At 70.0% G+C, this 11979-nt stretch carries 10 protein-coding genes; 1 reads left to right on the top strand and 9 read right to left on the bottom strand.

Translation table 11 applies throughout. From position 1 onward, the window contains the following. Positions 1-41: 41 nt before the first annotated feature. From ACFYMU_RS08470 to ACFYMU_RS08430, 9 genes are all read right to left on the bottom strand, one after another. Complete coding sequence (locus ACFYMU_RS08470; RefSeq protein WP_388369816.1) at positions 42-3224, bottom strand: amino acid adenylation domain-containing protein; 3183 nt, start codon at positions 3222-3224, stop codon at positions 42-44. Between the two features lie 276 nt (positions 3225-3500). After that, on the bottom strand, positions 3501-5333 hold the full coding sequence (locus ACFYMU_RS08465) for a BTAD domain-containing putative transcriptional regulator (RefSeq protein WP_388369813.1): 1833 nt from the start codon (positions 5331-5333) through the stop codon (positions 3501-3503). A 624-nt stretch (positions 5334-5957) separates the two neighbouring features. Then, positions 5958-6983 (bottom strand): isopenicillin N synthase family dioxygenase, encoded by a 1026-nt coding sequence (locus ACFYMU_RS08460; protein ID WP_388369810.1) that lies wholly within the window; start codon positions 6981-6983, stop codon positions 5958-5960. Further along, entirely contained in the window at positions 6980-7669 is a 690-nt protein-coding gene (locus tag ACFYMU_RS08455; protein ID WP_388369808.1) for a 7-cyano-7-deazaguanine synthase, read from the bottom strand. The genes ACFYMU_RS08460 and ACFYMU_RS08455 overlap by 4 nt, the downstream gene beginning before the upstream one ends. A gap of 158 nt (positions 7670-7827) precedes the next feature. Further along, positions 7828-8808, bottom strand: a complete 981-nt coding sequence (locus ACFYMU_RS08450) for an aspartyl/asparaginyl beta-hydroxylase domain-containing protein (protein WP_388369804.1) — start codon at positions 8806-8808, stop codon at positions 7828-7830. Between the two features lie 61 nt (positions 8809-8869). Next, a complete protein-coding gene (folE, locus tag ACFYMU_RS08445) occupies positions 8870-9460 on the bottom strand; it encodes a GTP cyclohydrolase I (protein ID WP_388369801.1) in 591 nt (196 codons plus the stop codon). Between the two features lie 37 nt (positions 9461-9497). Then, the gene (locus tag ACFYMU_RS08440; RefSeq protein WP_388369799.1) at positions 9498-9860 is read right to left on the bottom strand and encodes a 6-pyruvoyl tetrahydropterin synthase family protein; all 363 of its coding nucleotides are present in this window, start codon (positions 9858-9860) and stop codon (positions 9498-9500) included. Between the two features lie 37 nt (positions 9861-9897). Then, positions 9898-10611, bottom strand: coding sequence for a 7-carboxy-7-deazaguanine synthase QueE (locus tag ACFYMU_RS08435; protein WP_388369797.1), 714 nt, complete (start codon positions 10609-10611; stop codon positions 9898-9900). Positions 10612-10624: 13 nt separating this feature from the next. After that, positions 10625-11407, bottom strand: a complete 783-nt coding sequence (locus ACFYMU_RS08430) for a class I SAM-dependent methyltransferase (RefSeq protein WP_388369794.1) — start codon at positions 11405-11407, stop codon at positions 10625-10627. Between the two features lie 419 nt (positions 11408-11826). Between ACFYMU_RS08430 and ACFYMU_RS08425 the strand changes: the two genes are divergently transcribed. Further along, positions 11827-11958, top strand: a complete 132-nt coding sequence (locus ACFYMU_RS08425) for a hypothetical protein (RefSeq protein WP_388369791.1) — start codon at positions 11827-11829, stop codon at positions 11956-11958. The last annotated feature ends 21 nt before the right edge of the window (positions 11959-11979 follow it).

Genomic DNA, 11979 nt, shown 5'->3' with positions numbered 1-11979 from the left:
CCTGACACCCGGCCCACCCGGTTCCGCGGCCGAGAACCCGCTCACCGCGCCTCCTCCCGCCGGTCCACCAGCCGCACCACACCGGCCAGCGTGGGGTTCCCGAGCAGTTCCTCCACCCCGATCACCACGTCGTACCGCTCTTCGGCGGTCACCAGGAACTCGGCCATGCCCAGCGAGTCACCGCCCGCGGAGAAGAAGTCGGTGTCCAACTTGACGGCCGCCTGCGGCAGGCCCAGGCAGGACGAGAAGAGACGGGCCAGCTCCCAGGTGATGTGCGACGGCCCTTCGGAGCCTGGAGCACGGTCTTCGGCGGACCGGGAGACTCCGGCGGGGGGCGCCGCGGCCGGCGCGCCGCCGCCCGGTTCGGCCGTCTGGGCGTGGGCCCCCTCCGACGCGTCGTGCCCGGCCTTGCCGTTGCGGGTGATCGGCAGTCGGTCGGCGAGCGTGAACGCCGCGGGGATCATCCCGGTGTGCAGGTGTGCCGCGAGGTACGCACGCACCTCGGCCTCTCGCCAGGAACCGGGCGATGAGGGCACGACGACGGCTGTCAGCCGGCCGTCGCGTTCCGTGACGAGGCACGTGCTCACGCCGGGCGCCCTTTCCAGGACGCGCTCCACTTCGTCCAACTCCACCCGCTGTCCCCGGATCTTGACCTGCCGGTCGCGGCGGCCCACGTACTCCAGGACCCCGTCCGCGCGCCACACGCACACATCGCCGGTCCGGTAGAGCAGTCGTCCCGGCTCGTCGGCGAACGTGTCCGGCACGAAGGAGTCGGCCATACGGTCCGGGCGGCCGAGGTATCTGCCGACGCCCACCCCTCCGATGTACAGCTCGCCCGGGCAGCCGACGGGCAGCAGCCGCCGGTCGTCGTCGAGCACATAGACGCGTTTCCCGTGAACCGGGCGCCCGATCGGCGGGGAGTCGTCGTCCGCGCACTCGTGCCAGGTGGACCAGATCGCGGCCTCCGCGGGCCCGTAGAGGTTGAGCAGCCGGCGTCCCCGCGCCCGCCACCGGCGCACCAGCCCGCCGCGCAACCGCTCGCCGGCGAACGCGGCGATCCGCAGGTCGGGCAGCTCCGGAGGGGGAATCACGGCCCACACCGAGGGGGTCATGATGGCGATGGTCACCCGCCGTTCGCGCAACAGGCGTGCCAGGGACGGGCCCGGCATGAGCTCCGCGGTGCTCGCCATGACGAGGGTCGCTCCGCACAGCAGTGCCAGCACGATCTCGGATATGCAGCCGTCGAAGTTCAGGGACAGGAACTGCAACACCCTGTCCTGGGGGTGCACCCGGAACACACGTCGCTGGGCGATGTGCAGGTTCGCCAGCGCCTCATGGCTGTTGATGATGGCCTTCGGCTGCCCCGTGGTACCGCTGGTGAACACGACGTACGCGGTGTTGCCCGGCATCACCCCGGTGATCGGCGGTTCGGCTGCCGGAGCGGCCCTGTCCAACAGGGTGACGGCCGCGGAGACATCGAGCCCTTCGATCCGGCCGGCGGTCATGTCGTCGGTGAGGACCACCCGCACGTGCGCCTGTTCGAGCATCGTCTTCAGGCGTTCGGCGGGGCACGCGGCGTCCGCCAGCAGGAAGGCGCCACCCGCCTTGGCGACGGCCAGGAGCGCCACGACGAGGTCCACGGATCGCCCCATGGTGACGGCGACGACGGACTCGGGTTCGACGCCGAGCGCGCGCAGGCGGTGCGCATTGCCGTTCGCGAGCGCGTCGATCCCGGCGTACGAGTAGGGCACACCCTGGTCCTCGACCGCTATGGCGTCCGGTGTCAGACGGGCGCGTTCCTCGAACAGCACATGCCAGCAGACCAAGGCGGCGGTGCCCCCCGGAGCGCTGGTCTCGTTCCATTCCGTGACCAGCTGGTGCCGTTCGAGTTCGGTGAGCGTCTTCGGCTCCGGGAGGACATCCTGCGCCCCGTCCGACGGCACGACACCGGCCGCGTCCTCCCCGGGGCCGCACTCGACGCTCATCCCGGCGTGGGCCCGGCTCCGTGTGTTGCCGTGCGGCCCCCACCGGACGGAACCCGGCGGGCCGTCGAACGGCGTGAACTCCTGGTACTGCTCGATGAAGCCCTGAATCGCCCACCCGGCCAGTCGTTCCGCGAAGGGCGCGCCGAGGCAGTAGTGCGGTCCCGCTCCGAAGCCCAGGTGACGCCCCTCGCTGCGGCCTATGTCGAAGACGAGCGGGTCCGTGAACTTCCGCGGGTCGCGGTTGGCGGCGCCGAGAAGCACGATGACACCGGCTCCGGCCTCGAGCCGCGCTCCCCCGACCTCGACATCGCGCACCACATGGCGTCCCACGTACTGACTGGATCCGTCGATGCGCATCACCTCGTCCACCGCGGAGTCGATGAGAGACGGCTCGGCGCGCAGTCGCCGGAGCTGCTCGGGTTGCCCGGCGAGCAGCAGCAGGCCGGTGGATACCAGGTGAGTGAGGGTCTGATAGCCGCCGGCGACCAGGACCATGGCGTTGGCCGCGACCAACTGCAGTAGTTCCGCGGGGGGTTGGCCGGAGGAACCCGAGGGAGGGCTGAAGTCGCCCTGCAGGCCGGTCGCGAGCGCGGAGAGGAGGTCGTCACCAGGCGTGGCCAGCCGCTCGGCCGTCAACCGGCGGAACCCGGCGAGTGCCTCGTCGATCACCGGAATGATCTCGACGTCCGCCCGGCTGGGAAAGGTGGACACGCTGCTCAGCAGCCGCTCGTAGGCGTCCGCCCAGCGGGTCAGCTCCTCGGCCCGGCCCTCCATGCCCAGCAGATACGTCATCAGGAGCGTCGGCAACCGCTCTGCGAAGTCCGCTACGACATCGACGGTTCCGCGGTCGGGCAGCGAGCGCAGCAACTCGGCGACCATGTCCCGCATCGCGGGATCGTGCCGCCGCACGCTCGCCCTGGTGAACTGCCCGCGCAGCGCGTCCCGGATTCTGGTGTGCTCGGGCGGATCGCTGAACAGGAACTGCGCCGAAAGCATCTCTGCGGTCGGCAGGAAATGCTCCATGCCGCGCTGCTGCAGCGTTCCGGGGGCGTGATGACGGGCGGAGGAGAAGACTCGGCCGTTGGAAAGGATCTCGGCCGCTTCGGCATAGCCGGAGCAGACCCAGACGCCTCCTACTTCGTCGTAGAAGATCGGCGGGAGTTCCGCAATCGCGTTCCAGTAGATTTGCGGATCGGCAATGACGTCAGCGCGCTGAAGGTTGTGGACGCCGTGTCGCACACGGTCATAGCCAGAAACGGGTGCGGGACTCCTGGAAACCACTCTCTTTCCCAATTCCTCTTCGCTGGGGGTCATCTTGTCACGTCCCTCACTGGTGTCTCGTGATCTGGTTCGTGTCCTCGACGCGCACGCCGGCCGCCCATCAGACCGCCGAAGGACCCGGCGTTCGCGGAGGAGGTCGCCGACCTCGTCGGGCGGTGCCTGGACGTGGCGGCGCAACCCGATCCGCACCCTGGAACGCGCCGCGCCCGCCCTCGCGGTCCGCGGCGTCCTCACTCAGGCGGAGCACATGACCCGCGCGCTGCTCCGCCGTGCCGCGAACGGGCGTACCCCGGGCTCCCACTCGTAGGAGAACCGGCCGTTCACACAGGGGTGCCGGGCGCGCAGCAGGTAGCTCTCCGACAGTTCCTCCAGCAGGTCCTCGGCCCGCTGGTCGCTGGTCCCCAGGGCCGCGGCGGCAAGCGCCGGCGTGAGCCGATCGGGGACGCCGGGAGACAACAGCGCGTACGCCAGGGACCGCGACTCGGCGGGCAGCGTCGCGAGGGTCCGGTCGATTCCGGCCCGCACCCCCAGCGGGTCGCTGTCGGCGCCCCCGGACGCGAGGACCCAGGCAGTGGCCTGCCGGGCCGTCCAGTGCGGGCGGCGGCGCAACTGCGAAGCGACCGCGAAGAGCACACCCGGCAGCCCCCGGCACAGCGCCGCCAGCCGTCGCAGCCCCTCCGGGTCCATGGTGGCCCGGTGGCTCGGCACGGAGGACGCCAGCAGATGCAGACAGTCGTCGAAGGGCAGTCCGGCCAGTTCGACGTGGACCGCCGACGAGGACACGAACAGCCGGCGTCGGCTGCCGATCACCACGCCGCAGCCGGCGCCGGACGGCAGCAGCGGCGTCAAGTCCCGTACGTCGCACACGTCGTCGAGCACCACCAGGACCCGCAGGTCGGCGGTCCAGGTACGGAACAGCAGGCTCAGGTCGGTCGTGCCCAGTCGCAACTGCCCCTCCGTGGCGCCGAGTCCGCGCAGGAACGAACGCAGGATCTCGGCGGGCGGCACCCGCCGGCCGGCGCCGTCGCGGAGACGCGCGTAGAGCCGTCCGTCCGGGTAGTGACCGCTCACCTGATGCGCGGCGTGCAGGCACAGCTCGCTCTTCCCCGTGCCGGGGGCGCCGCCCACGATCGCGAGCGGCCGGTCCGTGCGCGCCCGGCCGGCCAGCACCGCGGTGATGCGTGCCAGTTGGGCGGCGCGGCCGGTCAGAGGCTCGCGCGGGGCGGGCAGATGGCAGGGCGCCCGGGTGACGGCGGTCACGGCCGTCACCCGCCCGGCGGGACGCAGCAGCGCCTCGTCCGACGTGAGCACGGCCGTGTGCAGGGCCTGGAGTTCGGGGGAAGGATCGAGACCCAGCTCGGCGGCGATCCGCTCGCGTGCCCGCTGGTAGACCTGGAGGGCCTCCGCCCGCCGGTCCATCCGGTAGAGAGCCGTCATCAGGTTGCGCTGGGCCCGCTCGTTCGTGGGTTGCCGCCCGGCCATCGAGGTGAGTTCACCGAGCACCTCGTGGTGCCGGCCGAGGTTCAGGTCGGATTCGATCCGCAGGTGGTGCGCGCCGGCACGCAACTCCTTCAGGCGGTCCGCCTCGGCCCGCAGCGTGGGCCCCTTGCGCACGTCCACCAGGGCATCGTCCCGCCACAGCTGCAGCGCGGCGGCGGCCGTGTCACGGGCTCGGGCGAAGTCCTCGTCGCGGAACTCCTCACGGGCACGGGCGAGCAGCGGCTCGCACCGGAAGACGTCCACGTGGTCGGCGGGCAGCGACAGCTGGTAGCCGCCGTCGACCGTGGCGAGCAGCGGGCCGGCCGCCCGTACGGCGCCGCCGCTCCTCGGGTTGCCGAGGGAGAACCGCTTCCTGAGCTGGTACACGTACGTCTGCATGGCGGTGTGCGCGCTGGCCGGCGGGTCGGCGTCCCACAGCTCGTCCATGAGGTGCTCGAAGCGCACCACCCGGCCGGCGTTCAGCACGAGCAGTGCCAGCGTCTGACGTAATTTCTGGGCGGCCGGTGCCAGGTCGACACGCTGATCGTCCCCGTAGGCCTGGAGCGGCCCGAGAAGGTTGATTCTCATGAAATTCGCCCTCCCTCATGTTCGTTCGGTCCCCGGAGGAGTTCCTCGGCCGGCGACCGCCTGCTCCTCGCGTACTCCTGGGCCGACCGGACCACCGAGTCCTCGCAGTGCGGCGGCCGGCCCGCGTCCTTGTGGAACGCTGCCGACGCGCGTCGTCCGTGGCCGCGCGGGTGGCGCGTGCCTCGGATCCGACCGATCGGGGCGCTTCGTGGGCGCCCCTTCCGGGTGAGTGGTCCGGCCACAGCACCGGCGGACGATCCCCCTTCGGCGTGACCTCGCCGGTGGTGATCCGGACCGGCCCAGGGCGTGTTTCGAAAGTGGCGTCGTCCGCCCGAAGGGCGGGGCCCGCGGCGTCTGGTGCTGGGGGCACCTCCCGCGCCCTTCGGGCTGCGGGGGAGCATCGCAAGGCGGAGGGTCGTCCGCGTACTGGGCGTACGCGGGCGATCCCGACAACGCGGCGGTGGGAGCCCCTCCCGCGCGAGCGCAGCCGAGCGTGGGGGAGCCGTGCCAGGCGTCGCGGGGCAGACGGGACTTTCGAAACACGCCCTGGGTCACCGGGCCGTCCGTGCTCGGCGATGAGCCGGCCGGCCGGCCCGGCGACCCGCTCGGGCGTGCGGCTCCCGGTCAGGCACTCGTGGACCGGGCTGCCGCGGCCAGGGTCGGGTGGTGGCGGGCCACGATCTCGGGGAAGGAGCGGATCAGCCCCTTCATGACGTTGTCGCCGTACAGCGCGAACAGCGGGTTGTCGGCCTCGGCGACGACTCCGTCGGAGCCCGCGACATAGGGGCTCGGCAGTGGCTGCATCGTGGCGTCCAGCCGAGGGTTGTAGAAGAACGGAATGGAGTAACGGTCGACGCCCGGGGCGGGCCGGATCACCCGGTGCTTGGTGGCACGCACGTAACCCCGCGTCGCCACCTCCAGCAGCTCTCCCAGGTTGACCACGAACGCCCCCGGTATCACCGGAACCTCGGCGAAACGATCGTCCCCGACCGCGACCTGGAGACCGCCCTTGTCGTCCTGGACGAGCAGGGTGAGCAGCCCGAGGTCGTTGTGAATGCCGGTCCCCTGGCCGTCGCCCGCGTCCCCGTCCGTCTGCGCGGGGCCGGGGTAGTGCAGGAGCTTGAGGTGGATCTGCGGATCCGGTTCGACCACGTCGTCCAGGAACCCGGCGGGGGCTTCCAGCGACTCGAGCAGCAGCCGTAGCAGCCGATGCGACAGATCGGTCAGCCGGGCGATCCAGGACTCGACGGCCGGGCGCAGCTCGGGCATCGTCTCGGGCCACCGGTTCGAGCCGATCAGGCACCGGTAGGCGGGATCGCCGGGCGCGAGCGGCCTCGCGGGCTGCTCCGGCCCGATGTCCAGCTGCCGGCGTTGGTCGGGGACGCCCTTGGTGTGTTCGCGGCCGAGTTCCGAGTAGCCCCGGAACAGCGGCGAGTCGAGGATGTTCATCGCGAGCCGATCGGCCTCGGGCAGGGCGAAGAACCGGCGGGTCAGGTCGAGCATGTCGTCGGCGTCCTCGATGCCGTGCCCGACGAGCTGGAAGAAGCCGACCTCGTGGACGGCCACGCGCAACCGCCGCAGGAACCTTGCCCGGTCTTCTTCCGAACCGGCGGCGTCACTGAGGTCGAGCACCGGAAACGTGTCGGTCATGGCAGCTCCTTCGCATGGCTGGTCTGGTAGGTCGTCGGATCGGTCACGCCGGCGTCCTGGAACGCCTCCTGCCGGTCCCAGCAGGAAGCGCACCGTCCGCAGTGCAGCGTGCCGCCCCGCATGCAGGTCCACGTCTCGGTCCAGGGGACGCCGAGCTGCTCTCCGAGCGACACCACGCCGCTCTTGCGCAGCTCGGCCAGGGGCGCCGTCAAGGTCAGTTCGGGGTGCGCGTATCCGCGGGTCGCGATCTTCTCCATGGCGAGGAAGGAGTCGAGAAATGCGGTGTTGCTGTCGGGCGCGGCCTGCGGGTCGTCGATCACCCCGATGGCCACCGCTTCCGCCTTCTCGGCGACGGCGACCGCGAAGGCGACGGACAGCAGCAGGGCATTGCGGTTGGGCACGACGTTCGGGCTCTCGCCGAGCGACTCCCCCTTCTGGTCCGGCACGTCGACGGCCGGGTCGGTGAGCGAGGAGCCGTGCATGAGCCTGCCGATCGGGCTGAGGTCGGCGATGTCGTGCGGCACCCCGAGCGTTCGAGCCGCCTTCGCGGCGAACTCGTGCTCGACGAGGTGGCGTTGCCCGTAGTTCACGGACAGCAGTCGGAGTGTGTGTCCTTGTGCCTGGAGGTGGTAGGCCATGGTGACCGAATCCAGGCCGCCGGACACGATTGCGACAGTTCTGGGCATGCGTCGCCTTCCGGCGGATGGAAATGGACGGGTTCAGTACCTGGGGTTCGCAGCGGGTCGGTGCGGGTGTCCGTTCCGCCCGTTCGGTCGACACCGGAGGAGACTCTTGTCCGTCGCCGGGTGGGCCGTGGCGGCCGGCCGTCGCTGCGCGGTGCCGGTCATGCCGCCGGCGTGGCCGGGACGGGAAGCCGGCTCGTCCGCCGGCCTTTGCGGTAGGCCAGCTCGACCTTGGGCTGCGGATCCTCCAGCCGCGTCGTCACGGTCCGCTCCTCGCTCCACCCGACCAGGCGGTACTCGTGTCCACCGAGGGGCACCAGCTCGAACAGGTGGTCCCGGGGAGATCGGACGGCAAGGCCCGTGCCGGTGTCGACGATGCTGAAGCCGGCCTGCGGCTGCGGGCCGGTGAGCGACCCGAACTCCTCCACCTCCAGCAGGTGCGCCGGCGCGTCGAAGGAACACCGGGCGGCTTCCCGCTCTCCGTCGGTCACGGCCACGGCCGGCCGGTTGTGGAGCACGTCCGGGCCGTTGAAGTAGTCGGCCCAGTCGGCCGGGAACAGCTGCGCGAGCTCCGGTGTGACGAGCACGTCCACGACGAGGTGCACCCGGTGCTCGGATCCGAGGTTCTGGATCTGGTGCATGCGGCTGAAGTCACCGAACCAGAACTCACCGGGCTGCCAGTGGTAGGTCACTCCGTCGAGCACGAGCGACGCCTTCTCGTGGGTGATGACCGGGATGTGCAGCCGGGCCATACCCCAGTCCGGGGCGAACTTGGAGTCGCAGTGGGGGTATCCGACGGTGTCGGGCCCGAGATCCATGAACCGGGCGGCGAAGAGGGGGCCGGGAATCGAACGCAGTACCTCCCGCACGTACGGCATGTGGGCCAGCCACTCGGTGTCGGCGAACTCCGCACCACCAGGGCCGCCCGGGTCGGTACGCGTCTTGTCACCACCGGGGCTGCGCACCGCGAGGCAGCGCCAGTCCTCTTCGGCCTGCCTGACCACGACCCCGTCCCGGTACACGCGCTGCTGGTCCCACAGGTGGTTGCGCGCGGTCATGAGGTCGGCCACCAGCCGGTCGGCGTCCAGTTCGGGAAGCAGGAGAGCCGCTTCCGCAGGCGTCGAAGAGCCGTTTGCGTTCATCGTTGTCCTTTCATGTCGACCGGACCGGATCCACAGGTGGTCGAGCAGAGCTGACGGCCCGTCATGCCCGGATCAGGTCGAACAGCTCGCCCCGGAGCGCGGAGTCGGTGCCGAACTCCCCGCGATATGCGGTCGACGTCATCTGCGCGGCCGCCTTGATGCCGCGCATCGACATGCACAGGTGCTCGCCCTTCGCGATGACCGCGACGTCCGGGGTGCCGCTCAGGGTGCTGATCTCGAGCGCGATCTGGTCCACGAGACGCTCCTGGACCTGCAGTCTGTGCGCGTACTGATGGGCGACCCTGGCGAACTTCGACAAGCCGAGCAGTTGCCCCGTGGGACGGTAGGCGATGGTCACGGAGCAGTTGAACGGCAGGAGGTGGTGCTCGCACAGCGACCAGACCTGAATGTCCGAGACGACCACGAGCTGGCTCGTGCCGATGGACTCGAACAGCGTGCCCAGCGAACCGGGGTCGTAGTCGATGAACTCTCGCCACCAGCGGGCGAACCGCGCAGGTGTGTCGCGCAGTCCGTCACGGCTCGGGTCCTCGCCGATCTCCTTCAACAGTTGGCGGGCGAGCTCGACCAGCGGGTCCTCGGTCGTGCTCGACGCCGACGGGGCACCATCGACGTCCAATTTCGTCACCGGCATGCGGCCACCTTTCGTCCGGGCTTCGAAGTCACCGACCTCACGGCCGGTACTCGGCCCAAGTCTTGGGAGTTTCTGAGACACGAACGCAGGTCAACTCGGGGAACTCCACCGACCAGGTCCTGTAGACCCAGGCCGCCATGTTCTCAGCGGTCGGATTCTCGTCCATGACATCGTTCAGATGCCGGTGATCAAGATGATTGTCGAGCCACACCTTGAATGCGGACAGTTCTCCGTAGTCTCGGACGAAGCCCACGGGCGACAGCTCCGTGTCATCGGCTCCGAGCTCCAACTCGATCACGTAGTTGTGCCCGTGCAGTCGGGCACACTGGTGCTCGGGAGCAAGGCCGGAAAGCCGATGACTGGCCGAGAATTCAAATTTCTTCGTGATGCGAAATGCCATCGATCCGAGTTCCGTTCCTCTGTGCGTATGCCGCTGCTCACACGCCGCGTTTGTCGTCCCACAACAAGGTGTGCAGTCTGGTCGTCAGATTCCAGCCGCGCTGTACCACCGCGTCGGCCAACTCGCTCATGTGTTTGGTGACATCGTCGGCGGTACGCCCGATCGGCATGATCCACACCGAGGCCAGGTGGAAGGCGGCGACCAGCTCGGCCACCTCGTCGAGATCGCGGGTGTTCCGGCAGACGAACTTGAACGTGCTGCCCGGCAGTGCCGAGAGACTGGTGAGTGCGGCGGGGACGATCCTGCGCTGCAGGGCGTCGCCCGAGTGCGCCAGCTTCGGCGAGACGTTGAACCTGACGCCGGCGGCGACGAGTGCGGGGTGCGCGGCGTGCGTCCCGTTGGTCTCGATCTCGATCTCTTTACCGCGTCCGGTCAGTTCCACCACCAGGGGAACCAGTCGCTCCTGCTGGCCCAGGGGCTCACCGCCGGAGATCACGATCAGCTCGGTGTCGAAGGCGAGCAACTCCGCGACGACATCCTCGACCGGGCGGCGGTGCAGTTCCTTGCGCGGATCGTGGGCGATCCCGCTCTCGCCGGCTCCGGTCCAGTCCCACGTGTAGGGCGTATCGCACCACGAGCACGACAGGTTGCACCCGCCGAGTCGCAGGAACGCACACCTGCGCCCCATGGACCGACCCTCGCCCTGGACGGTCGGACCGAAGATTTCGTTGACCACGAGATCCTGCTCCATGGCGCACCGTCTCCTATGCGTGGGACGGCTCGACGGCCGCCGGCTTCTGCGCCTGCACGATGAACCAATGACGACTCAGCCGGACGCCCTGTTCGACGGTCACCGCGGCGGCATATCGATCGAACGCTTCCTTGTCCGCCGCCGGGTCGTAGTCGTCGAGAATCGGCACCTGCTGCAGAAACGTGTCCAGATCGCCCGCCGAGTGGTAGAACTCCTCGAACCGGAACTCCTGGCTTCCCGTCACCGCCAGGCCCGCGTCGGACAGTTCCTGGGCAACCTCCTCCGACAAGGGCCTGCCGTTCCAGCTGCCGAAGTCCTGGCCGCGACCGAACGTCTCCTTCAGCTCGCGCGCGTCCTGCTCCCCGATGCCCATGTACACCACCGCCCCACCGGGGCGGAGCACCCGCGCGAACTCACGGGCGAACAGCGGACCGCGGCGGGAGGTGACCACGTCGACGTACCCGTCGGGCAGCCCCGTGCGGGCGGCGTCGCGCAGTTCGAACGCGACGTGCGACAGACCTGCTTCCGCTCGATACCGCTCGGCGCATTCCAGCATCGACGGCGACAGATCCATCCCGGTCACGGCGCCGTACGCAGGAGCGGTGCGCAGCACCCTGCGCCCGTCGGCGCAGCCGACATCCAGCAGTCGGGCGTGCGACGCTCCCAGTGCGGTCACCAGTTCGTCGAAGACGGCGTCCGGGCGGCCGTCCGGGAACACGTCGGTGCTCCGCGCGTCGCTGAAGTAGCCGCCGAACCGCTCGGCCACCCGGGAGTAGAACTCCGCATCCATCGTCATCGGCCGTGCACCCTCCCCTGACCCACGGTCGAGGAGAGGCCCCGGTGCGCGCGCACCAGTTCCTTCCTCTGCCGCGGGAACTCCCTGACAAGGTCTACCGCTGCTGTCGCGGGGGCCTTCGTGCTGCGCTGTGATTCGGTTTCCGGGACGCCGAACGCGGCGGGCGTCACCGCTTCCCGGGTCACTAGGGTCATTCGGACCTCCTTGAGGGCCGTCCCCCCGAAGGGGCGCCGAGGTCGGCAGGACCAATCTCCGGTGTCGCCCTATCGGCCCGGCATCACGGCACATCCACGGCAGGGACGGGCCGGGATAGGGCGGTGATAGCGCGAGCATGCGGCCACGATGGGCACTCGGTTCACTCTGGTCTCAGCAACGCCCGGACGGATTGCGAGACGGGTTGCGAAGGGAGGGGAATTCGGATGGTCATCAAGAAGTTCCTGGCTGCCGCGGGGGCCGCCGTCGTGCTGGTCCTGGGCGCTGCAGGAATTCAGCACGGCGTGGAGCAGGGTCCGGTCGCCGTGGCGCCGGCCGACAACACGCCGTGGACGTGACGAACCGCATGCCTGCTGGTG

This window comes from Streptomyces sp. NPDC007264, assembly GCF_042869095.1.
In the GTDB taxonomy this organism is placed as follows: Bacteria; Actinomycetota; Actinomycetes; order Streptomycetales; family Streptomycetaceae; genus Streptomyces.
Note: the sequence above shows the minus strand (reverse complement) of the source record. Positions and strands in the feature narration are given on the sequence as shown.